The organism is Aminobacter sp. MDW-2 (assembly GCF_014250155.1).
Classification (GTDB): Bacteria; Pseudomonadota; Alphaproteobacteria; order Rhizobiales; family Rhizobiaceae; genus Aminobacter; species Aminobacter ciceronei.
Genome location: NZ_CP060197.1, coordinates 3,808,933 through 3,831,662 on the forward strand (window position 1 = coordinate 3,808,933; position 22,730 = coordinate 3,831,662).

At 64.8% G+C, this 22,730-nt stretch carries 17 protein-coding genes and 1 pseudogene; 17 read left to right on the top strand and 1 reads right to left on the bottom strand.

Annotated features, from left to right (window positions below; all coding sequences use genetic code 11):
• The first annotated feature begins 5 nt into the window (after positions 1-5).
• A complete protein-coding gene (locus H5P29_RS18875; protein ID WP_154386504.1) occupies positions 6-266 on the top strand; it encodes a hypothetical protein in 261 nt (86 codons plus the stop codon).
• A 29-nt stretch (positions 267-295) separates the two neighbouring features.
• Here H5P29_RS18875 and tssH read toward each other — a convergent pair whose 3' ends face one another.
• The gene (gene tssH, locus H5P29_RS18880; protein ID WP_154386539.1) at positions 296-3,091 is read right to left on the bottom strand and encodes a type VI secretion system ATPase TssH; all 2,796 of its coding nucleotides are present in this window, start codon (positions 3,089-3,091) and stop codon (positions 296-298) included.
• A gap of 270 nt (positions 3,092-3,361) precedes the next feature.
• On the opposite strand from tssH, the gene tssA reads away from it, so the two are divergent.
• From tssA to H5P29_RS32610, 16 genes and pseudogenes are all read left to right on the top strand, one after another.
• Positions 3,362-4,528, top strand: a complete 1,167-nt coding sequence (tssA, locus tag H5P29_RS18885) for a type VI secretion system protein TssA (RefSeq protein WP_182574157.1) — start codon at positions 3,362-3,364, stop codon at positions 4,526-4,528.
• Between the two features lie 6 nt (positions 4,529-4,534).
• Positions 4,535-5,074, top strand: coding sequence for a type VI secretion system contractile sheath small subunit (gene tssB, locus H5P29_RS18890; RefSeq protein ID WP_067962030.1), 540 nt, complete (start codon positions 4,535-4,537; stop codon positions 5,072-5,074).
• 4 nt (positions 5,075-5,078) lie between these two features.
• The gene (gene tssC, locus H5P29_RS18895; protein WP_154386506.1) at positions 5,079-6,581 is read left to right on the top strand and encodes a type VI secretion system contractile sheath large subunit; all 1,503 of its coding nucleotides are present in this window, start codon (positions 5,079-5,081) and stop codon (positions 6,579-6,581) included.
• 24 nt (positions 6,582-6,605) lie between these two features.
• On the top strand, positions 6,606-7,085 hold the full coding sequence (locus H5P29_RS18900) for a type VI secretion system tube protein Hcp (RefSeq protein ID WP_067962033.1): 480 nt from the start codon (positions 6,606-6,608) through the stop codon (positions 7,083-7,085).
• Between the two features lies 1 nt (position 7,086).
• Positions 7,087-7,832: pseudogene (gene tssE, locus H5P29_RS18905) on the top strand (type VI secretion system baseplate subunit TssE).
• A gap of 1 nt (position 7,833) precedes the next feature.
• Positions 7,834-9,708, top strand: a complete 1,875-nt coding sequence (gene tssF, locus H5P29_RS18910) for a type VI secretion system baseplate subunit TssF (RefSeq protein ID WP_154386508.1) — start codon at positions 7,834-7,836, stop codon at positions 9,706-9,708.
• Entirely contained in the window at positions 9,672-10,736 is a 1,065-nt protein-coding gene (gene tssG / locus H5P29_RS18915) for a type VI secretion system baseplate subunit TssG (protein WP_067962038.1), read from the top strand. Before tssF ends, tssG begins: the two co-directional genes overlap by 37 nt.
• Positions 10,733-12,286 carry a type VI secretion system-associated FHA domain protein TagH gene (gene tagH / locus H5P29_RS18920; protein ID WP_154386509.1) on the top strand — a complete coding sequence of 518 codons (1,554 nt, stop codon included), beginning with the start codon at positions 10,733-10,735 and terminating at the stop codon, positions 12,284-12,286. The genes tssG and tagH overlap by 4 nt, the downstream gene beginning before the upstream one ends.
• 3 nt (positions 12,287-12,289) lie before the next feature.
• A complete protein-coding gene (gene tssJ, locus H5P29_RS18925; RefSeq protein ID WP_067962042.1) occupies positions 12,290-12,742 on the top strand; it encodes a type VI secretion system lipoprotein TssJ in 453 nt (150 codons plus the stop codon).
• 40 nt (positions 12,743-12,782) lie between these two features.
• Positions 12,783-14,117, top strand: a complete 1,335-nt coding sequence (gene tssK, locus H5P29_RS18930) for a type VI secretion system baseplate subunit TssK (RefSeq protein WP_154386510.1) — start codon at positions 12,783-12,785, stop codon at positions 14,115-14,117.
• 4 nt (positions 14,118-14,121) lie between these two features.
• On the top strand, positions 14,122-15,441 hold the full coding sequence (icmH, locus tag H5P29_RS18935) for a type IVB secretion system protein IcmH/DotU (protein WP_154386511.1): 1,320 nt from the start codon (positions 14,122-14,124) through the stop codon (positions 15,439-15,441).
• Positions 15,442-15,444: 3 nt separating this feature from the next.
• Positions 15,445-18,984, top strand: coding sequence for a type VI secretion system membrane subunit TssM (gene tssM / locus H5P29_RS18940; protein WP_154386512.1), 3,540 nt, complete (start codon positions 15,445-15,447; stop codon positions 18,982-18,984).
• Positions 18,966-19,508: a type VI secretion system-associated protein TagF gene (gene tagF / locus H5P29_RS18945; protein ID WP_067962050.1), complete on the top strand. Its 543-nt coding sequence runs from the start codon at positions 18,966-18,968 to the stop codon at positions 19,506-19,508. The genes tssM and tagF overlap by 19 nt, the downstream gene beginning before the upstream one ends.
• Positions 19,508-20,605: a DUF2169 domain-containing protein gene (locus H5P29_RS18950; protein WP_067962052.1), complete on the top strand. Its 1,098-nt coding sequence runs from the start codon at positions 19,508-19,510 to the stop codon at positions 20,603-20,605. The genes tagF and H5P29_RS18950 overlap by 1 nt, the downstream gene beginning before the upstream one ends.
• Entirely contained in the window at positions 20,602-21,627 is a 1,026-nt protein-coding gene (locus tag H5P29_RS18955; protein WP_154386513.1) for a beta-ketoacyl synthase N-terminal-like domain-containing protein, read from the top strand. The genes H5P29_RS18950 and H5P29_RS18955 overlap by 4 nt, the downstream gene beginning before the upstream one ends.
• Entirely contained in the window at positions 21,624-22,706 is a 1,083-nt protein-coding gene (locus tag H5P29_RS32610) for a PAAR-like domain-containing protein (protein WP_083948587.1), read from the top strand. Before H5P29_RS18955 ends, H5P29_RS32610 begins: the two co-directional genes overlap by 4 nt.
• Positions 22,707-22,730 lie beyond the last annotated feature (24 nt).

Below are 22,730 nucleotides of genomic sequence, written 5' to 3' on the forward strand. Positions count from 1 at the left end.
GTTACATGCGATCGCATACCATCAGTCTTCTAATGGCGACCGTGCTTACGCCGCTGGGCGGTTGTGGTTCCTTGATGAAGGTCGAAGAGCAGGCAGCTGTTCAGCCGGTACAGGTCCAGAAAGTGGCGCCTGCGAAGAAGGTCGCTGTCGCGGCTCCGGTTCAGCCAAGGGTCGTCAAGAAGCCGATCGTTCCGGCGACGCCGAGCGTTGAACGCAGCGAAAGAAGCGATAGTGGTGGTGGTGGCGACGGTGGAAGCCCTTGGTAGGGCGTTGCAGCACCTACCCCGCAGGTGAATTACCCAAACTCGTAGCTGAACCCCTCGCCTGACGCGCCGACTGTCACGCGCGTCAGCTTTTCCCCATCGAGCGAACGGTTAAGCACGCCGCGGCTCAGTTCCGGCAAAAGCGTGTTGGTCAGGATCGCATCGATCATGCGGCCGCCGGATTCGATCTCGGTGCAGCGCGCCTTGATCAGTTCCATCACGCCATCGCCGATCACCAGTTCCGCGCCATGGCTGACCTGCAGCCGGCGCGCGATCTTGCCGAACTGGTGGCGGGTGATCGCCTCGATCATCTCACCCGACAGCGGATAATAGGGGATCGTCACGACACGGCCGATGAAGGCCGCCGGGAACACCTTGAGCAAAGGCGCACGCAACGCAGCGTCGAGGTTCTCGACATTCTCGCGCAGCTCGCCGCCCTTGGTCTTGGTCATGATGACCTCGGAACCGACATTGGACGTGAGCAGGATCAGCGTGTTCTTGAAGTCGATCCGGCGGCCCTCACTGTCGTCCATCATGCCCTTGTCGAAGACCTGGAAGAAGATCTCGTGCACGTCGGGATGCGCCTTCTCGACCTCGTCGAGCAGGATCACCGAATAGGGCCGGCGCCTGACAGCCTCGGTCAGGATGCCGCCCTTGCCGTAACCGACATATCCAGGGGGCGCGCCCTTCAGCGTCGACACGGTGTGCGCTTCCTGGAATTCCGACATGTTGATCGAGATCAGGTTCTGCTCACCACCGTACAGTGTCTCGGCCAGCGCCAGCGCCGTCTCGGTCTTGCCGACGCCCGAGGGGCCGCAGAGCAGGAACACGCCAACCGGCTTTTCCGGCGCGCCGAGCCCGGCGCGGCTGGTCTGGACGCGTTTGGCGATCATTTCCATCGCATGATCCTGGCCGACGACGCGCTCGGACAAGGTCTGCGCCAGCCGCAGCGCCTTTTCGGTCTGGCTGGTCAGCATCCGTCCCGTGGGGATGCCGGTCCAGTCCTGCACCACTGAGGCCACCGCATTGCGGTCGACGGAAAGCAGGATCAACGGCGTTTCGCCCTGCGCCTCAGCCAGCACCGCCATCAGCTCCCTGAGCCGCACAAGGTCGGCCCCGGGATCGGAGACTGCCTCTGTTTGTTGAGCGGTTTCGGCCTGCTCAACCTGGGGCACGCTGCCAGCGGCGACATCTTGATCGACGGCATCATCGTCATTGGCAGCGACCGGTTCCTCGCCGGCTTCTTCGGCCGCCTGCGCCTCCGCAACGACGGGATCGAGCGCCACGCCCTGCCCGCGCAGCCTGGCGCGCAGGTCGAGAATTTCGGCGACGGCGGCCTTTTCCTTGTCCCAGCGCTCCTGGGCCGCAGCCAGTGCGGCGTCCGTCTCGACCAGCCCGGCCTCGACGCGTGCCTTGCGCTCGTCCACTTCGATGCCGATCGCCGCCTCGCGGCCAATGATGCCTTGCTCGACCTCGAGCGCCTGCCTGCGGCGCATCAGATCCTCGACCTCGCCGGGCCTGGAGTGCTGTGAAATGGCGACGCGGGCACAAGCCGTATCGAGCAGGCTGACGGCCTTGTCGGGCAGTTGCCGCGCCGGGATGTAGCGGTGCGACAGCTTGACCGCCGTCTCGATGGCCTCGTCGAGGATCTGCACCTCATGGTGCTTTTCGAGCACGCCGGCGACGCCGCGCAGCATCAATATGGCGGCGGCCTCGTCGGGTTCCTCGATCTTGACCACCTGGAAACGCCGGGTCAGCGCCGGGTCCTTTTCGATATGCTGCTTGTATTCGGCCCAGGTGGTGGCAGCGATGGTGCGCAACTCGCCGCGTGCCAGCGCCGGCTTCAGCAGGTTGGCGGCGTCCCCGGTGCCGGCAGCACCGCCGGCGCCAATCAGCGTATGCGCCTCGTCGATGAACAGGATCACGGGCGTTTCGGAGGATTGCACCTCGTCGATGACGGCCTTCAGCCGCTTCTCGAACTCGCCCTTGACGCTGGCGCCGGCCTGCATCAGGCCGACATCGAGCATGCGCAGGCTGACCCCTTGCAGCATCGGCGGCACGTCGCCTTCGGCGATGCGCAGCGCAAAGCCTTCGACTACGGCTGTCTTGCCGACGCCGGCCTCGCCGGTCAGGATCGGGTTGTTCTGGCGCCGGCGCATCAGGATATCGACGATCTGGCGGATTTCCGGATCGCGGCCGACGACGGCGTCGATCTTGCCGTCGCGTGCCCGCTGGGTCAGGTCGGTGGCGTATTTCGCCAGCGCCGACTCCCCGCCAGGTGACAGGCGCCGCGGCGCCTCGTCCGAAGTCGGGGCGGCACTGGTCGTAGAGCCTTCCAGCGAACCGTCGACGACGTCGGCGAAACGCGCAATCACGCCGTCAGCGTCGATCTTGTCAAACTCGGTGCTGATCTTCGACACGAGCCCTTCCAGCACCGGCACCTTCAGGCAGGCCAGGATCACATGGGCGCTGCGCACCTCGTCCGAGCCGAACTCCAGCGTCGCCAGGTTCCAGGCCTCCTGGATGGCGTGAAAGATGTGGTCGGAGAACTCCTCGATCGAGGTCGCGCCATAAGGCAGCTTGTCGACGGCGCGTGTCATGTCGCCGGCGACGCGTGCCGCATCGACACCGGCGTCAGCCAGGATCATCTGCACGTCAGAGCGATCCGAAAGAACAAGTTGCTCAATAAAATGAACGAGTTCCACGTAAGGGTTGCCACGCAGCTTTGCTGCGTCGGCCGCCGCCTTGAAGGCGCGCAAGCAGGTGGGATTGAGCTTACCGACCAGTTCCTTGCGCTTGAAGCCCTGGGACGACCTGCGCTGCTGCATGCCCTTCTGTTCCATGGAATTTCTCCAATGGCCGGACTGCGATCACTGCAATTTGCCACACAAACCGCGACTTTACAAAGCCGGCCCACGAGCGGGGGCGGACTGTATCCGCGCACCCGCCACCGAACGACTATAACAATTCGCGCGGCCGTGGTGACTAACGCTTAAGGGCTAGACGCGTCCAACTTTGAGCGGCGCCTGAACTGTGCTAAAACTGAAATCGAGTGGAATACCGGCTACTTCCGACCTGAGTATGGCGTGGGGGGGTGCGTGGTTGATCTTGCTCTTTGGCTCAACCCTTTGAACGGTGAAAACCCGTCGGGGGAAGATTTGCGCAATGATCCGCGCTTCCATGATCTCGAGCGCCTCGCCGTCCCGCAATCCGATGTCGTCCATGACGAGCGCAACCGGCCCTCGGCCGAAGTGAGCATTCCGGTCGACTGGGATGACGTCCTCGAAAAAGCCGACGAACTGCGCACCCACGGTCGCGACCTGCGCCTGCTGACGCTGGTCACCCGCGCCTTGGCCAATTCCCGCGGACTGGCCGGCCTTGCCGAAGGGCTGATGCTGATCGCGCGGACCTTCGACGCGCATTGGGACACGATGCACCCCGCTTTGCGGCCCAACGCGCCACCGCGCGATGCAGCACTGCGCCGCGTCAACGCCGTCCTCGACCTGCAGAACGGCCAGGAGCCTGGTCTGCTCCACGACCTCAGGAAGATGGTGTTCTTCGCGCCGCGCGGCTTCGGCCCGGTTACCGGGCGCGAGCTCGAACAAGGTGCGCTCGACGATCGTGTCATGCTGCAGGAAGCGGCACAGGGGCTGAACGCCGCCGAACGTGCGGCCCTGTCGACCAAGCACGAGCAACTGTTGGCCCGCCTGCGCAGCGCCTGCGCGGCCCAGGCCGATCAGGCTGCCGCTGCCCTGGAGCAATTGGTTGCCGATGCGCGCGCGGCGGGCGCAGCCCTTGCTGCCCTCGACAGCGCGCTCAACAAGCGCCTGGAAAGCACCGGACCGGCTGTCCCGGAGCTCAGGAAGTTTCTCGACCGGATGCTGACCACGATCGAGCGCGGCGCCGCCGCGCGGCCGGCGCCCAACGCGGCAACAGTGCCCGAGATGGCGGCCTCGGCACCGGCGGCCGCACAGCCCAACGGCCACGCGCCAGAGCCGGTGGCCAACCATGCTGGACCGACAATGGCCCTCCCCGAACGCCTGACTTCGCGTGACGACGTCGTCAAATGCCTCGATCTCGTCGTCGCCTTCTACGACCGCACCGAACCGTCGAGCCCGATCCCGCACCTCGCCCGGCGCGTGCGCCGCATGGTGCACATGGATTTCGTCGAGCTGATGGAAGATCTCGCCCCCTCGGGGCTCAAGGAGTTCCGGCTCCTCGCCGGCGTGACTGACAAGAAGACGCCTCAGAAGGATGAAAGGTAGCCAAGCATGCCAGCCGAAAGCAAAGCAAAGGTCATCGAGCGAAATCGCGCGCCGCGCGTGCAGATCGCCTATGACGTCGAGACCTACGGCAGCCCGACGACGATTGAATTGCCTTTCGTGATGGGCGTGATGGCCGATCTCGCAGGGTCGTCGCAAACCAAGGAGGCGCAGAAGACGGTGCTCGACCGCACCTTCGTCGAGACCGACGCCAACAGGTTCCCGCGCTTCATGGAAGCGCTTGGACCGCGGGTGAAGGCGCGTGTGAAGAACACTTTGCCCCAGGCCGAGGGTGCCGAACGGGAAGAAGAGCTGGCAATCGACCTGACCTTCTCCAAGATGGGCGATTTCGCTCCCGACAAGATAGCCGAGCAGGTGCCGCAGCTCGCCGAGATCCTCAAGATGCGCCGTCAGCTGGAAGAGCTTCTGGGCTTCATGGACGGTCGCGCCGATGCCGAGAAGCGCATCGCGCAACTGCTGAACAACGAGCCTCTGCTCGGCCAGATCGCCAGCCAGGCGCTCTCCGACAGCGACAAGGTCGAGGAGTAGAGCCATGGCCGAGCAGCAGAAGAGCCCAACGGTCGCCGAGGCGGAGGCCATCGACCTCGGAGAATTCAGCGACCTGCTGGAAAAGGATTTCAAGGTCAAGAAAGACGACAGCGAGAAGCTGCAGCAGCTCGTGCGCAATCTCGCGCTCGCCGCCCAGTCGCGCTCCGAGACGACCACCATCTCGTCGAACGCGATCAAGTCGATCAAGTCGCTGATCGCTGGCATCGACAAGATGCTGACGGTCCAGCTCAACGAGATCCTGCACGCACCGGAAGTGCGCGAGATGGAGGGCACATGGCGCGGCCTCTGGTATCTCGTCAACAACACCGAGACCGACCAGAAGCTGAAGATCCGGGTGATGAACATCTCCAAGGAGCAGCTGGCCGACACGCTGGAAGACTATGAAGGCCAGATGTGGGACCAGAGCCCGGTGTTCAAGAAGGTCTATACCGACGAATATTCGATGTTCGGCGGCGAACCCTTCGGCTGCCTGATCGGCGCCTACGAGTTCTCCAACCACCCGCGCGACGTCGGCCTCCTGCGCAACATTTCGGGCGTCTGCGCCTCGGCGCATACGCCGTTCATCGCCGCCGCCTCGCCGCGCCTGTTCCGCATGGACAGCTGGCAGGAACTGCCCAATCCGCAGGACCTGCAGCAGATCGTCTCCAATCCGGCCTATGCCTCGTGGCAGTCGCTGCGCGAGAGCGAGGATGCCCGCTACATCGGCCTTGCCATGCCGCGCGTCCTGGCCCGGCTGCCTTATGGTGCCGACACCGTGCCGGTGAAGGGTTTTGCCTTCGAGGAGGAGGTCCAGGGCGACCACCACAAATATGTCTGGATGAACGCCGCCTTCCCGATGGGCGTCAACATCAACCGCAGCCACAAGCTGTTCGGCTGGGGCACCCAGATCCGGGGCGTCGAGAACGGCGGCACGGTGATCAACCTGCCGGTGCACAGCTTCCCGACCGACGACGGCTCGATCGCGATGAAGTGCCCGACCGAAGTCGCCATCGACGACCGTCGCGAGGCGGAACTGGCCAAGCTCGGACTGATGCCGATCCTGCATCGCAAGAACACGGATCTTGCCGCCTTCATCGGCGCCCATTCGCTGCAGGACGATGAAACCCGTGCGGGACGGCTCGTCGATCCCGACGCGCAGTCCAACGAGCGCCTCAGCGCCAACCTGCCCTATCTGTTCCCGGTCTCGCGTTTTGCCCACTATCTCAAGGCGATCGCGCGCGACAAGGTCGGCTCGTTCAAGGAACGTGCCGACATGCAGATATGGCTGACGGAGTGGATCAACCGCTACGTGCTCGCCAATCCGGCCTTCGCCGACGACAAGGCCCGTGCCAAACGCCCGCTCGCTGCGGCCGAGGTCCAGGTCGACAGCGTCGAGGGACGTCCCGGCTACTACAACGCGCGCTTCTACCTTCGCCCGCACTACCAGTTGGAAGGAATTAACGCTTCGCTCCGGCTGGTGTCGGAGCTGCCTTCGGTCAAGTCCTGAACTGTCCAGTAACGGAGAGAGACAATGGCATCGGATGACGATCTGAGAAAAGCTACCAAGATCGACGGCTTCCTGAAGGTTCCCGACATCAAGGGTCCGAGCACCCGCGATGGTCATGACGAAGAGATCGAGATATTCAACGTCGCCTTCAACATGGTGGCCCCATTCGATCCCAATTCGCTTTCCCGCAAGGGTCGTGTCGCGCTGGGCACGGTGAGTTGTTCCAAGGATGTCGACATGTCGTCACCCTACCTTGCCAAGGCCTGCCACGAGAACAAGCAGTTCGACGAAGTGGTGGTTTCCTGCCGCCGCACGATCGACGGCGAGACGAGCGACTACTTCGTCATCACCATGAAGGAAGCATCCGTCGTTTCTTATGGCTTCGGTGCCAGCACGACCAACAGCGACACGCTCGAGGACTTCGTGCAGTTCGCCTACAAGACGATCGAGCTGGTCTACGACACCGACCATACGCAAGAGATGAGCGTTGCAACCGGCTTGTGACGTGCCGCATAGACGCCCTGGTGCTGCATGATGAAGGCCAGTGGAGTTCAGCAAGCAAGGCGAGAGGCGTCACAGCCATCGCTATGGGACCGGCTGGTGAACGACCTGCCTGGACTAAGCTCTGAAATCGAGGCCCTGCAGCGGGCACTGGACAATGAACTTGGCAGCGAGCGTGTCGAAGCGCTCGCCACCGGCAGTGCGCGTGTGATCGATTCCGATCTCGATCTCACGCCCGACCACAAGCAGCGTCTGCACCGGCTGGTCTTCCTCAACCGTAACCGCGTCGAACTCGAAAACCGGGGCATCGTGGTGTCGGCGCGCGTGCTGCGCGAGGCGGTTCGCCGCGACATCGAGGCGCTGTTCAACACCGAGCGTTTCGATGCCGTCCCGTTGCTGTCCGACGTCGAGGATGAGCAGGCTGCCGAAAGCCGGCTGAAACTCGACGACTTCCCGGAAGTACGCCGCAGCGTGGTCAACTTCGGCGTGCCTTCATTCTCCGGCCGCTCGTCCCGCGACTTCGACAAGGACGCACTGGCCCGTGAAATCAAGACGGTCCTGGCCAATTTCGAGCCGCGCCTCAAGGAGAGCGCGACCAAGGTCACGGTCACCCTCAACGACAAGAGCATGGGCATCAAGATCGAAATCGACGGGGTGCTGATCATGACGCCGACGCCGGAACGGCTCCGGCTGCGGACCACGATCAACCTCGACAACGGCTTGGCGCGGACCGAATACGGCGAGGCATAGAATGGATCGGATCTTCCTGGAGTATTACGAGGAGGAGCTGACCCACATCCGCACGCTTGCTGCGGAATTCGCCGACATGCACCCGGCGGTCGCACGCAACCTCTCGCTCGACACCGCGCCCTGCCCCGACCCTTATGTCGAGCGCCTGCTCGACGGCGTCGCCTTCCTCGCCGCACGCACCCGGCTCAAGGTCGATGCCGAACGCTCGAGGTTCGCGCGCAGCGTCCTCGAAGTGCTTTATCCCGACCTGCTGACGCAGGCGCCCGCGGTGACCATGGCGGTGCTGAAGCCGGGCCAGCAGGTTCAGACGATGAACATGGGCCACGTCGTCAAGCGCAGCACCCGGCTTGTCGCCAACCTGCAGCCCAACCTTTCGACGCGCTCCACCTTCACGACCGCCCAGGACGTCACCTTGTGGCCGATCGAGATTGCGTCGGTCGGCTACTATCAGGATCGCAGCGCGCTCGCCGCAGCCGGCATCTCGCCGATCAGTGGTGTTGTGTGCGAGGCGGCGCTGCGCATCACCATCGCCAGATCCGGCAAGGGCAAGCTCAACGAACTGGCGCTCGATCGGCTCGACCTGCATTTTGCCGGGCGCACCAAGGCGTCGCTGCTGTTCGACACGATCTTTGGCGTCTGCACGGCAATTGGCGCCCGCCCCAACGGCAAGTCAGGCAAGCTCACGGTGCTGCCCCAGCCCGAGATGATCGGCATCAACGACAGTGAAGCTTTGATGCCGCGCACGCGTCCGACCTTCGAAGGCTACCGGCTGCTGCGCGAATATTTCATGATGCCGGAGCGCTTCCATTATGTCCGCGTGCAGGGTCTGCTGCCGGTCGTGCGCAGCTCCGATGCGGGGCTCGAAATCTTCTTCCTGCTGCGGCGGGCAGCACCTGAACTCGCCGACCTCGCGCCAGCCGACTTCGAGCTTTTTGCCACACCGGTGATCAATCTGTTCGAGCGCGAATGCAACGTCATCGAGCTCGATGCCCGCAAGACCCGGCAGGTGCTTTATGCCGACCGGACCCGGCCACGGGATTTCGAAATCTTCCGCGTCACCCATGTCGAGGATGCGGACGCCCAGGGCCCCGACGCCGAGATACCGGCATTGTTCAGTCTGGGTCAGAACCGGGGCAGCGGCTGGGTCTATTCGATCGAGCGCCGTCCACGCCGCGCCACCGAAGACGAGCGGCGCGAGGGCATGACGCGCACCTCCTACACCGGCGACGACGTTTTCCTGGCGATCTCCCGCCCGGCAGGCATCCCGGCCGGGCGGCCGCTCAAACGCATCGAGATCACCGCTCTCTGCACCAATCGCGACCTGCCGATCCTCGACGACAATCCGACGCTGACGCTGGAGAGCGGCGACCCGGTCGAGGCGGTCCGCCTGCTTGGTGCGTTGCGTGCGCCACAGCCCTCCATTCCCGCCGCCCTGCCTGCCGGGGCCGACGCTGAATCGCGGGCCGACGATCTCGCCTGGCGGCTGGTGGCGCAACTCGCGCTCAACTTCCTCAGCCTTGCCAAGGAAGGGCGTGGCGTCGATCCGCTGCACGCACTGCTCGACCTCTATGCCGATCGCGGCGATCCGGGGCTGGCGCGCCATGTCCGCTCGATCGTCCGCATCGATTCCCAGCCGGTGATCGAGCGCCTGGCGATACCGGGGCCGATGTGTTTCGGCCGCGGCATCGAGATCCTGCTCCACATCGACCAGTCGGTTCTGTCAGGCCAAAGCTCGCTGCTGCTTTCCGCGCTTCTGGCGCGGCTGTTCGCCCGCCACGCCGGTATCAACGGCTTCGTGCGCACCCGCACGCGGCTGCTCCAGAAGCAGGAGGACGTGCCATGGCCGATGACGCCCGGCAACCGCTTCCTGATCTAGCGGCTGCCGACACGCTGTCCGAGGGCTATGACTTCTTCGAGCTGCTGCGCCAGCTTGAAAACCGGGACGGCCGCCTGTTCGGTCACTCCGGCCGGCCGGATCGTGAGCCTGCACGCCTCGGCCAGCATGTGCGTCTGGGCTTTGCGACCCAGGACGTCGTCAATTTTTCGCCCGCCACCGACAAGGGTGCCGCGCGGGTCACCGTCGCCAATCTTGGCCTGCTTGGCCCCGAAGGCCCGCTGCCGCTGCATGTCACGCGGTGGGTGCTCGACCGCATGTCGCAACGCTGGTTTGCCGGTGCGGATGCCCATCAGACCAGCGACACGACCTTCGTCGAGTTCGTCAATATCCTTCAGCACCGCATGATCGCCCTGTTCTACCGCGCCTGGGCGGACGCGCATCCCGGCGTGCAGGTCGAGCGTGCCGTCGGCGGGCGTATCCGCGCGATGCTGGAGGCAATGGCCGGCATCGGATTGCCCGAAACCGGCAACGCCCAGGACCCGGACATGGATTCGGTCAAGTTGCGCCAGGCAGCAGCACTTGCCGGACAGGTCGACGGGCCCGAGCGGCTGACCTTGTTCGTCGCCGAAGTGTTCAATGTGAAGGTCCAGCTCAAGGAGTTCGTGGCGTCATGGCTGGACGTTCCAGCCGCGCTGCAGACGAGGCTCGGCATGGCCAGCGCCTCCCTGGGCAGAAGTGCGACCATCGGGCCGCGCAGCTTCAGCCGCCAGAACCGCGTCGAGCTGCGCCTCGGCCCGCTCGATTTGAACACCTACTCATCCTTCCTTCCCGGCAGCCGGCGACTGGCTGTCCTCAAGCGCGCCATAAGCGACCTCCTCGGTGAATTGCTCGACGTCGACCTCAGGCTTGTGCTGGCCAGCGACGAGGTGCCGCCGGCCCGCATCGGGGCGGCGCAGCTCGGCCGAACGGCGTGGCTTGCGCCCCCTGCCGAAAGGGGCGATGCTGAGGATATGCGCCTGCGGACGATCGTCGGCTGGCGGCCCGAAATGGCGGGAGTCGGGGCATGAGCTTGCTCCTCACGCTTGAGCAGGGACCGCGCGCACAGGCAGTGCGCCAGACCCGGCTGGATCAGGGTGAACTCGTGATCGGTCGCAGTCCCGATGCGGACTGGCAGATCGACGACCCCGACATGTTCGTCTCGCGCGCCCACTGCAAGATCACATCAGGACAGGACGGCTACGTCGTCGTCGACACGTCGAGCAGCGGCCTGTTCATCGATGACGCCGGCAGCGCCCTTGGCTCGGGCAACTCGGCGCAACTGCGTCATGGCATGCGGCTCCGTCTTGGCGACTATGTCGTGTCGGTGGAGCTGCAGCCGACGGAAGCCCACCTGCAGCATTTCAAGCCAGCATCGTCCAGGACATCGGTGCCGCAACCGGCGCCTGCCGCATCTCGCGCCCCGGTCGGTCTCGGCGGCGACGATTTCTTCTCGATCAAGACGGACGAGGAGCCGCAACGCCCCCGGCCCGCCGATCTGCCCAACCCTTTCGAGCATCCCGAGCCCGGCGCGTTCCGCGCCTATGAGCGCGCCGGCGGCTCCGAGCGCAATTCTCCTGCCTTCGACGATCCGTTCAGCCTCGATCCGGTGGCGACACCCGTTGTGAACGGCCATGCCGACGACAGCCAGAACGGCACTGCAGCCTTTGCCGATCCTTTCGGCCTCGCTTCGGCCGAGACGCCGAAGTCAAAGGCGGAACCGGTCGTGACACAATCGCCGTCATTCGATGACGGTTTCGACCTTCCGCCTATGACGCCGCTTCCGCCGGCGGTCGATGCAAACCCGCGCGAAACCGCTCTCGCTCCGCCCCCAGTTCCGGCTCCGGCACAGCCGGCATCGGTTGCGCCCTGGGACGCGCCTGCCCGCCGAGCGGACACACCGCCCCCGCCGCCGATGTCGCTGCGTGCGCGGGAGAAGGCCGCGGAAAATGCGGTGGCAGCACCTGCAGCCGCGCCAATCCCCGCGCCAACTCCTACGCCCGCACCGTCCGACAGCGCGCTGCGCGCCGCCTTCCTGCGCGGCATGGGCCTTGGCGAAAACGCCTCTTCCAACCGCGACCCGCTGGCCGAGATGGAAAAATTCGGCCGTGAGTATCGCCTGATGCTCGAAGGCCTGATGCAGCTGTTGCGCAAGCGCGCCGAGGAAAAGGGCAACGCTCGCATCGAGCAGACGATCGTCGGCTCCTCGGAGGTCAATCCGCTCAAGTTCCTGCCCACGGTCGACGATGCGCTGGCAACCATCCTGGCCGAGCGCAGTCCGGGTTTTCTCGCCGGAGAGCCGGCCATATCGGATGCGATCCGCGACCTCGCCCACCACCATGTTCGCGCCTGGCGCGGCCTGCAAGGCGCGCTGCGCCACATGATCGACCGCTTCGATCCCGTCGCGCTCGAAGAGGAGCTGAAGTCGAGCTCGTCGATCGAGAAACTGCTCGCCGGCGGCCGCAGCGCCAAGCTTTGGGACCTCTACAAGAAACGCCATCGTGAGATCGCCCTGAGTGCCGAGACGCGCTTCATGGGCGAAATAGGAGCCGACTTCCGCAACGCATATGAAGAGGAGTGACGCATGATCGACCGGCGCGACTTCATTATTGCTCTCGGCGCTACAGGACTGGTGGCCGCCTGCCAAAGCGGGCCACCGAAACCGTCCACCGTCACCGTCAATGTGAGCGGTCAAGCCGGCATGAATCCCGGACCTGACGGCGGCGACAGGCCGGTGACGGTTCTGGTCATGCGATTGAAGAGCACCGGCAAGTTCAACTCGGCCGACTATTTCGCCCTGCAGGGCGACGCCGGCTCGGCACTTGCCGGCGATCTCATCGGCTCCGACCAGCTTTCGGTCGGCCCGGGTGCGGCGGCATCGAAGACGATCACTGTCGAGCCGGAGGCGACCGCGCTCGGTTTCGTCGCGCTTGTTCGCGAACCAACCGGTCGCACCTGGCGGACGACGAAGTCGGTTTCACCGGGTTCGACGGTGACGATCACCGTGACGCTCGGCAGCGGAGGCATTTCGGCCTGACCGGGCCATATCAGGAGTTGTCGATGCAGAGAGTTGCCGCATGACCGACGCAAACAGGGTGCTCTGGTCCGAAGGGCTTTTCCTTCGGACCCAGCACTTCCAGCAACAGGACCGCTTCTTCGAGGCGACGGTGCGCGGCGCGCTGCAGGCCGGGCAACTTCACACCTATGGCTTCCGCACGCTCACCCTCGACCCGGTCCAGCTGGAAGCCGGACAGGTCGCCGTGCTTTCGGCGCGCGGCATCTTTCCCGACGGCACGCCCTTTGCCATTCCCGACACCATGGACGCGCCAAAGCCGCTCGCCATCACCGCCGACATGGGCGGCGGTCCGGTGTTGATCGCGGTACCATTGGAACAGCCCGGTGGCGTCGGCTTCGATCCGGCGCATGCCGAGACCAGCGGTGCGCGCTACCGCGGCCGCATCGTCACCGTTCGCGATGCCGTGCAAGGCGGATCGGACCCCGAAGAGATCGAGATCGCCCGTCCGCAGGCCTTGTTGCTTGCTCCGGGAAAATCGGTCGGCGGCTACACGGCATTGCCGATTACCGAAATCACCGGCCTGCGCGCCGATGGCGGTGTTGCCGTCGACGCCAACTTCCTGCCGCCGACGCTCGCCACAGGTGCAGTCCATTGGTACGCCCAGCTTCTGCAGGAGGTCATCACCGGGCTCGACCAGATCGCCGAGGCGCATGCCAAGATGGTGCTTGGCGGCCCCGGCCGCAGCGTCGAAGATCTGCTGATGCTCAACCTTGCCAATTCGGCGCGACCACGCCTGGCGCATATGCTGGCGCAGGACATCTTCCATCCGGCCGAACTCTATCTCGAACTTGCCGGCCTCGCCGGATCGATGGCGACCTACGGCTCGAATTCGCGCCGTCTCGCCGAACTGCCTGTTTATGACCACATGGCCCCAGGTCCTGCCTATTCGGCGCTCGCCGACACATTGCGTTCGCTGATCCTCAGCCTGCGTTATGTCGAGCCGAAATCGCGGGCGCTGCCGGTCATGCGCCACTCCACCAATGTCTGGAAGGTGCGCATCGACAACCCCAAGCTGCTCGTCGCCAGTCGCATCGTCATCCGCGTCGGCTCCGAGCTGTCCGAGGACGCGCTGCGCAAGATCTTCGTCAACCAGGCGACGGTGGGGGCCGCCAGCGAATTCGAAGGCCTGTGGAAGTCGCGCCTGCCGGGCATACCGCTGAAGCCGCTGCATTCGCAGCCGCGCGAAATCCCCTATGACGGCGACCGCCTTTGCCTTGAACTCGATCAGAGAAGCGAGCACTGGGCCTCCCTCCTCGACTCACCCGGATTCGTCATCGGCGTTTCCGGCGTATTGCCGAGCGAGCCGCAGGTCGACTGCTATTCGGTGAACAGGTGACGCGATGAGCCAGGACGATCCTTTCGGCTTGTCGGAGGATCGTGAGCGTACCCGGATACGCATGGTGGGTACGCCGCAGCCGCGCATGCCGATGCCGTTTTCGTCTGCGCCGCTGAAGCGCTCGCGCACCCATCCGAACACATTGGTCAATGCGTTTTCCGCCTTGCTGGAATTCGCGCCCGAACTCGAAAACGCATTGCCGCCCGAGAATCCCGAACACCTTCGCACCCGCCTGCAGGAAGAACTGGTGCGCGGTCGCGACGCCGCCGTTGCCGCCGGATCGTCGGTCGAACGGGCCGATCAGGCTGCATGGGCGGTGGCCGCACTGCTTGATGACCTCGCGTTGAACACGCCGTGGGGCGGCTCGAGCGCCTGGCCTCGGCAACCTCTGGTTGTCATGCTGCGCGGCGACGTCGATGCAGGTGCCCAGTTCTTCTCGCGCCTGGAGGAGCTCGAGCGCCACCCAAACCGCGATAGGGAAATGCTGGAGCTGCAGTATCACTGCATGGCGCTGGGCTTCCGCGGCAAATACCGGGTACCCGGCCGCTCGGGCGACCGGTCGCTGAATGCCGTGCGTGTCGCCGCCGCCCGCTTCCTGCGCGACGCCGATGCCGAAGACGCGCCGCTGTCGCCCAACTGGCGCGGCGTCGTTGCCGCCGACGAGGCGCCGCGCTTCACCGTGCCGATCTGGGTGATGGGCGTCATCGCTGCCGTGCTCGCCACCGCGATCTACATCGCCTTCTCGCTGGGGCTGAGCAACCAGGCCGTCCAGCTCTCGGCCCTTGTGCGTGCGCTTCCACCGGCCGACCGCGCCGAGGTGTTGCGCGCCACACCCAAGGCGGAAGCACCGCCGGTCGAAACCGTCGACTTCGCGCTGTTGCCGGAGTTCGCGGCAGCCACGCCCGAGGGCCTGCGCCCAGCGCTCAAGGGCGCCGAAAGCGTGTCGCTGGCCCGCCTCGTCGTCCAGGCCTCCAACCCTGAGCTGTTCCAGTCCTCCAGAGCTGAACTAACCGACGGATTCCAGCCGCTCATCGAAGCAATCGCCAAGGTCATCGTCGAGAACCAGGAGCTGATCGGCAACGTCACCATCGTCGGCCATACCGACGGCATCCCGCTGCAAAGAACCAACCCGCTTTCCACCAACCAGCGCCTGTCGGAGGCCCGCGCCGCGACAATTGCCGACATGCTCGTCCAGAACGGCGTGCCGCGCGAGCGCGTGCGCTCCGAGGGGCGCGCCGCCACCGACCCCGTTGCCGACGACGCCACGCGTGAAGGCCGGGCGCTCAATCGCCGCGTCGAAGTGCTGGTCGAAAAGAGGTTGTGACAGATGTTCATCCTGCGCTTCCTCTGGTCGGTACTGACATCGCGGTGGCTCTGGACGCTGATCGGCCTGACGCTGCTTTCCCTGATCATCTGGATCTTCGGCCCCATCGTCGCGGTCGGCCAGAGCACGCCGTTTGCGTCCGAAACCGTGCGTATGGCGCTGATCGCAGGCCTGGTCATCCTGTGGCTGATCTGGCTGATTTTGGCGCAGCGCCGCGCCATCCGAGCCAATCGCATGTTCGTCGCCGAGATTGCCGCGCCGCCGGTCGAGAAGCCGCTGACGGCAGGCGAACAGAGCGTTGCCGCGGTCGGCGCCAAGTTCCAGGGGCTGATGGACGAGATGAAGCGGCGCAAGCTCGGCGGCCGCAAGTTGCTGCGCGACATGCCGTGGTATGTCATCGTCGGACCGCCGGCCACCGGCAAGACCACGGCTTTGCGCCAGTCCGGGCTGAATTTCCCGATCGACCTCACCGACGACATCCAGGGTGTCGGCGGCACCCGCAACTGCGACTGGTTCTTCGCCGAACACGCGGTGCTGATCGACACCGCCGGCCGCTACGTCCAGCAGGAGAGCCAGCCAGATGTCGATGCCGTGGAATGGCTGGGCTTTCTCGACCTGTTGAAGAAACATCGCGGCCGGCGCGCCCTGAACGGTGTCATCGTTGCCCTGTCGATCGATGCGTTCTCGGAGGGCGATGAAGCCATCAAGGCGCATGGCCGCAAGATCCGCCGCCGCCTCGCCGAGCTGAACGAACGTCTCGAAATCCGGCTCCCGGTCTATCTGATGCTGACCAAGGCGGACCTCATCAAAGGCTTCGAGCCCTTCTTCGGCGGCCTCTCGACCTCGGCCCGCGAACAGGTCTGGGGCACGACCTTCGCGCCTGATGCACGCGTCGACGGCAAGATGGTCGCAAGCGAGATCTCGTTGCTGGCGACCGAGCTCGAGCGCCGCCTCGTCCCCCGCCTCGAGGACGAAGACAGCCTCGCCGCCCGCGCCGAGATCTTCAGGTTCCCGGCCCAGGTCGAAAGCCTGTCCGAACCGATCCGTCTTCTTGTCGAACAGATTTTCGGCGAAAGCCGCTACGAAGACAGCGCCTGGTTGCGCGGCGTCTATCTGACTTCGGCCACACAGGAAGGCGCGCCCATCGACCGGCTTACCGCTGCACTCTCTTCCTCGTTCGGCCTGCCGCCGCGCCGCGCCATGTCGTCGCCACGCGTCGAAAAGCGCAGCTTCTTCCTCAAAAACCTGCTCACCGAAGTGATCTTCAAGGAAGCCGGGCTGGGCATGTTCGACCCCCTGGCGCAACGCCGCCGGACCTGGATCTGGCGCGGTGCCGCCGCTGCCTGCGGAGCAGCTGTCCTGCTTGCCGGAGCGCTGTTTGGACTGTCCTATTACGACAACCGCAATGCCATCGCGGCCCAAGCCGGCCAGTTGGAGGCACTGCAGGCGCCGTTGGCGCCATTCGCGGCGGCCCCGGCTCCTGTCGATGCGCCCGACATCGACGTTGCGCTGGCTGCGATGGATGAGGTCACCAATGCGCGCACGCCGCCGCCCAGCGGTTTTCGTGACCTGGTCGGCCCGACGGCCTCTCCGGAGCTGCTGCGGGCCCAGGCCGACAGCTACAACCACGCTTTGCGCAACATCCTCGAACCCCGCATGGTCGCCCTGCTCGAAACGACGATGTGGCGCCAGGTCCGCGATCCGGAATTCATGCTGGGGGCGCTCAAGACCTATCGCATGATGACCGGCCTCTCCCAGATGGACGCGGATTTCGCTCAAAACTGGTGGGTCAACGACCTGCCCGAATTCGCACCCGTTGCGCCCTTCCCGACGCCCAACGCAGAAGAGCACCAGCTTGCCGCCATCCGCCGCATGACGATCGACGCGAGTTATGTCGCGCCCGATCCGGCGCTGGTCGCCGAGGCCCTGAAAAGCGTCTGCACCATTTCGCTGCCAGCACGCGCCTACAAGCAGCTGCTGGCCGATCCCGCCGTCTCCGAACTGAAGGAGTGGATCCCGGCGAATTTCGCCGGCCCGAACGGCTCCAAGGTCTTTGCCCGCCGCTCCGACAAAACACTGCGTGTCGGCCTGCCCGGCGCATTCACCTATGCCGGCTTCCACGACGTCATCCTCGATCGGCTGGAGGATGTCGCCGCCCAGGCGGCCCTCGACCGCGCCGTCTTTGCCGGCGGCTGCGAGGAGAATTCCGAGACCTCGGTGTCGGCGCTGTCGGAAGACATCCTGAAGCTCTACTACGAGGATTTCATCGCCCAGTGGGACAGCCTGCTGCGCGACATAAGGCTGGCACCGCTGACCGACCTCAACGTCGCCAGCGAAAATTTGAAGGACCTGTCGAGCGCCGATTCCGCGCTCAAGCGCCTGGTCACGGCAGTCGTTCACGAGACCGATCTCATCCGCTCGGACGAGGAGCCGGCCGGCGACAACAAGGCCGCATCGAAAGGCGCCTCCAAGCTGTTGGGCAAGCTCGGCAAGGTCGGCAAACTGGCCAAAGCCGGCGCCAAGCTGTTGCCACGTGCCGGGTCGGCAGCAGAAGTCGACATGACCGGCACGCTCGTCGCCGAGCATTTCAAGCCGCTGAAAGGTGCGGTCGCCGAAGTCGACGGCCAGCCTCCCATGCTCGATGCCGCGGTCGTCGCCTTGACGGCACTATCGAATGTGCTGCAGACAGTCACCGCCAATCCCGACCCGCAGGATGCCATCAAGAAGCAGGGCGGGCTCGCGGAACTCACCGGTGCCGTCGCGCGCCAGGCGCAGATCCTGCCCGATCCGATCGACGACTGGCTCGGCGGCATCGCCGGCGACACCAGCGGCCTGACCGAAAAGGCCGTCACCTCCGAACTCAATGCCATCTGGCGCGCCGACATCCTGCCGTTCTGCCAGGCTGCCTTGACCAACCGATATCCGTTCAGCCCGGAAAGTGCCGTTGACGTCAACGTCCGCGATTTCGCCCGCCTGTTCGGCCCAGGCGGACTGATCGACGCTTTCACCAACGACCACCTGATCAGCTATGTCGACACGGCCAAACAACCATGGACCTGGCGTGCCGACATGGGGCTGGATTCGTCTGCCCTTGCCGCCTTCGAGCAGGCGCGCCGTATTCGCGACGACCTGTTCCCCGGTGGCACCGGCCCCCTGATGAGCTTCACGCTCGAGCCCAAGGATCTGTCGCCGACAGTCACGCGGGTGACGCTCAACCTCGATGGCCAAAGCCTCGTCTACTACAACAACGCCACCCGCCCTCAGCCGATGACCTGGCCGGGCAAGGACGGCACCGGCACCATCTCGTTGGCCTTCCAGCCCATCGATGGGTCGCCTGAAGTCATCGTCAACGAAACCGGGAGCTGGGCCTGGCTGCGGCTGCTCACCAAGGGTCGCTTCACGGCGACATCGCTGTCCGACGTCTACAACCTGCGCCTCGGCGCCAAGAGTTTTTACGCCGACTTCGAGCTCAAGGCGGCAAGTGTCGAGAACCCCTACAACCTGCAGATGTTCAAGAGGTTCACGTGCCCGCAGAACATCTAGCCACCGGCTTCTACGGCAAGATTCCGGCGACCGGAGACTTCGTCGGCCGCGGGCTTCCCGGCGACTTCGTGCGCGCATGGGACCGTTGGGTGGCAAGCCACCTCGCGCCATTGCAGAGTTCGGGCGCCTGGCCAGAGGACGTGGCACTGCGTTTCCTGCTCGGTCCCGATGCCAACGGCCCGATGGCGGGCATCGTCGTGACGAGCAACGACCGCGCCGGCCGCCGTTTTCCGCTGACGGTCGCAGCCCCCCTCTCCGCCGCCAATTCAGGATTGGCCGACATGGCGGCGAAATGGTTCGACGACATTGAGATGGCGGCCGACGCGGCGCGCTATGGTTATGTCAGCGCAGACGAATTCGCCGCCAGCCTTGCCGAGCTGCCGTTTCCGATCGCCGACATGACGGGAGAGCCTGTGCTCAGCATGGTCTTGTGGGCCGGCCCATGGGTGCCGGTGGACGTCGATCCGGCGGCCCCACAAGCGGTCCTCGACCGGCTGCTCACCGCGAGCTGGGAGACCAGTTGATGCAGATCTGGAACCAGACCGGCTACGTCCATCAATTCACCGTAGCCATGGACAAGGCTGGCCACGACTACATCGTCGTCGTGGTCAAGGGCACGTTCGACCTTCCCGACGCACCGGGCGGATTGGTGCGCAAGTCGGCCGAGCAGGCGCCGCTGGTCTTTGCCGACACGCAGACGGGCGAGCCCGGCTATTCCGCCACGCTGTGGGAAACCGATTTTGCCTTCCGCAAGCCGCGCTGCGACGTGATTGCCAATGGCTGCGCCTATGCGCCCGGCGGCCGGCCGGCGGAACGTGTGCCGGTCGGCATCAAGGTCGGCAACTGGTCGAAACTGTTCGAGGTGGTCGGCCATCGCGAGTGGCGCGCCATCGGCCCGGTCTTCACCGCGACCGCACCGCAGCCCTTCCTGAAACTGCCGATCAGCTATGACGTCGCCTGGGGTGGCGTCGACAAGCTGGATCCCGAGGACAAGATGCCTGGCGTCTACGGCGCCAATCCGGTCGGCACCGGCTGGTCGCGCACCAGGAACCAGCACCTCATTCCGGGCCTGCGGCTGCCCAACACCCAGAAGGTCGGCGAGGAAGTCCGCTCGCCCTTCGGCGACTACACGCCGATGAGCTTCGGACCGATGGGCCGCGGCTGGCCCGGCCGCATCGAACATGGCGGTACCTACGATGACAACTGGACGAAAAACATCTTTCCCTTCCTGCCGTCCGACTTCGACGAGCGCTATTTCCAGATGGCTCCGCCAGACCAGCAGATCGATCATCCCAAGGGTGGTGAAGAGGTACAGCTGGTGAACCTGACGCCGGAAGGTCGGGTGAGCTTCCGGCTGCCGCCAACCGGGCTTGAGATGACCCTGTTCAAGGATGGCGCCAAGAGTTTCGAGGGTGAGCTGTACCCCGACACTATCCTGTTCGACCCGGAGAACCGCCGCTACCACCTGGTCTGGCGGGTAGCGCAGCGGATCGAGCGCACGATTCTGGATTTTACCGAATGCTGGGTAGGTCCCCCCACCGAATCCATGCTGAGGGCGCGGGCAGCCGGCCGCACCTTCGTCCGTGCCGATGGGGTAGCACCTGAGGAGGAAGAGGCATGACCGCCGGCGTCGCCATCATTTCGGTCGGGATGGCCACGGCCGTCGGACTCGATGCGCCTTCAGCATGCGCAGCCATGCGCGCGCGCCTCGACGGCTTCCAGGAGACGCGTTTCCTCGGCTCGCCGGAGGGGTGGCTGACCGGCGCGCCCGTCCCGCTGCCGCGCAATTGGATCGGCGAGAAGCGCATGGCGCATCTGGCCGCAGGGGCCATTACCGAGGCATTCGAGCGCGCGCCGGAAGCGCGCGGCCAGACGGCACTTATTCTCTGCCTTCCCGAGGAAGGTCGACCGGGCAGGCCGGTGCGCGACAACTCCGGCCTGCTCCGGCGGATCGGCGAAATCGTCAAGGTCGAACCTCACAGCCGCTCCCGCACCGTGGCGCATGGGCGCCCTGCCGGGCACGTGGCATTCGATCATGCCCGCAGGCTGCTGGCATCCGGCGACGTGCCCTATGTGATGATCGCTGGCGTGGACAGCTATCTGACCGCGCCGACGATTGCCCATTACCTCAAGGGACGCCGCCTGCTGACCGCCGACAACTCGAACGGCTTCATTCCGGGAGAGGCAGCGGCGGCGGTGTTGTGCACCCGGCCGAATGGCGGAAACTTCCAGCTATTCGGCCTTGGCCTGTCGCGCGAAACAGCCTCGATCTACAACAAGGACGATCTGCCGTTGCGAGCCGATGGCATGACAGCGGCCTATGATGCGGCGTTTGGCGAAACCGGCATCGAGATGAACCGGCTGGGCTACCGCATCTCGGACCTCATCGGCGAACAATACTGGTTCAAGCAGACCGCACTCGCTTCGATCCGGCTGCTGCGCGGCCGACACGAATTCCAGGATTTGTGGTCGCCTGCGGAATCGCTTGGCAACATCGGTGCCGCAGCCGTTCCCGTGATGGTGGGCATGGCCTGGACCGCGGCGGCAAAAGGTTACGCGGCCGGCAATCCGGTGCTCATCGAAGCGTCGTCGGATGACGGCGCGTGCGGCGCTGCAGTCTTTGCATCGAGGAGAGCCGCATGACCGTCTATGCCAACGGTCTGGAGATCGCCTGCAAGGCGCAGGCCAACAAGATCATCGCCGCCTTCCCCTATGTCTGCTTCACGCCACCGCAGACGCCCGCGACGCCCCCCGGCGTACCGATCCCCTATCCCACCTTCAGCATGGACGACGACACCGACAGCGGCACAAGTACGGTCAAGATCGGGGGCAAGACGATCACGCAGAAGAACAAGTCCTACTATACGAAATGTTCGGGCAACGAAGCCGGCTGCGCGCCGAAGAAGAACATCATCACCTCGGTGAACACGGGCAAGGAATATGCCCACGCCTGGTCAGGCAATGTGAAGATGGACGGCGAGCCGATCAGCCGCTTCTCCGATATCGGCTCAAACGACCACGCCTCGCCGACCGCCGGCGGGCCGCCGATGCCGAACATTTCCACCGCGACGGTGGCGACCTTCAATTGCAGCATGCTGGAGATCAAGCCTTACAACAAGCTGACGTGTCCGGAGGGGTATGAGAAGGAGCACACCACGGAAGTGCGCTTCTTCACCGCCAAGGGCGTGCGTGACCTGACCCTCGACTGCTGTCAGGCCTATGATGAAAGCAAGGCCCCCTGCATCTGCATGAAGGCAAAATGGGTTCCGGGCGAAGCTGCCAAGGCAAAGAAGGCTGGCGCCACCGGCAAAGTCATCGGCAAGGGGTCGAAGACGCCCCACAACCTCAAGACCCAGGAAGCGGCCAAGTGGATCAAGCTCAACCAGGAGGGCAAGCTCGGCGATTTCAACGAGAAATGCGCCAGGGCAACGGTCGACAACATGGATGACCCGAAAATTCCTGACGAAGTGAAGGATGCTGCTGCGGAGTGCCTCAGGAAAGCGAACCAGGACTATCAGAAAAAGAGCATGGGCAAGGACGCGCAGGAGGTGAAGGACACGAAGCGCTGTGTCGACACCTGCCCGAAGGCAATTGACCAGGGCCGACTTGCCGGAGTTGCCAAGAAGCGACTGAAGAAGGAGGCCGTGAGCCTCGGAAAGGACCCGAAGAAAGTCGTCGTCAGGGCGTCCGACGTCGCCAAGTCCAAGAAGGACTGCCCGTGAATGATCTCTGCCTAGCCAACCGCC

What these genes read in the sequence shown, in the direction of transcription:
- tssM (WP_154386512.1), top strand. Translation starts at nt 15,445, where the DNA reads ATGTTCATCCTGCGCTTCCTCTGGTCGGTACTGACATCGCGGTGGCTC.
- tssG (WP_067962038.1), top strand. Translation starts at nt 9,672, where the DNA reads ATGGCCGATGACGCCCGGCAACCGCTTCCTGATCTAGCGGCTGCCGAC.
- H5P29_RS32610 (WP_083948587.1), top strand. Translation starts at nt 21,624, where the DNA reads ATGACCGTCTATGCCAACGGTCTGGAGATCGCCTGCAAGGCGCAGGCC.
- tssH (WP_154386539.1), bottom strand. Translation starts at nt 3,091, where the DNA reads ATGCAGCAGCGCAGGTCGTCCCAGGGCTTCAAGCGCAAGGAACTGGTC.
- tssB (WP_067962030.1), top strand. Translation starts at nt 4,535, where the DNA reads ATGCCAGCCGAAAGCAAAGCAAAGGTCATCGAGCGAAATCGCGCGCCG.
- tssF (WP_154386508.1), top strand. Translation starts at nt 7,834, where the DNA reads ATGGATCGGATCTTCCTGGAGTATTACGAGGAGGAGCTGACCCACATC.
- tagH (WP_154386509.1), top strand. Translation starts at nt 10,733, where the DNA reads ATGAGCTTGCTCCTCACGCTTGAGCAGGGACCGCGCGCACAGGCAGTG.
- H5P29_RS18950 (WP_067962052.1), top strand. Translation starts at nt 19,508, where the DNA reads ATGCAGATCTGGAACCAGACCGGCTACGTCCATCAATTCACCGTAGCC.
- H5P29_RS18900 (WP_067962033.1), top strand. Translation starts at nt 6,606, where the DNA reads ATGGCATCGGATGACGATCTGAGAAAAGCTACCAAGATCGACGGCTTC.
- tssJ (WP_067962042.1), top strand. Translation starts at nt 12,290, where the DNA reads ATGATCGACCGGCGCGACTTCATTATTGCTCTCGGCGCTACAGGACTG.
- icmH (WP_154386511.1), top strand. Translation starts at nt 14,122, where the DNA reads ATGAGCCAGGACGATCCTTTCGGCTTGTCGGAGGATCGTGAGCGTACC.
- H5P29_RS18955 (WP_154386513.1), top strand. Translation starts at nt 20,602, where the DNA reads ATGACCGCCGGCGTCGCCATCATTTCGGTCGGGATGGCCACGGCCGTC.
- tssK (WP_154386510.1), top strand. Translation starts at nt 12,783, where the DNA reads ATGACCGACGCAAACAGGGTGCTCTGGTCCGAAGGGCTTTTCCTTCGG.
- tssC (WP_154386506.1), top strand. Translation starts at nt 5,079, where the DNA reads ATGGCCGAGCAGCAGAAGAGCCCAACGGTCGCCGAGGCGGAGGCCATC.
- H5P29_RS18875 (WP_154386504.1), top strand. Translation starts at nt 6, where the DNA reads ATGCGATCGCATACCATCAGTCTTCTAATGGCGACCGTGCTTACGCCG.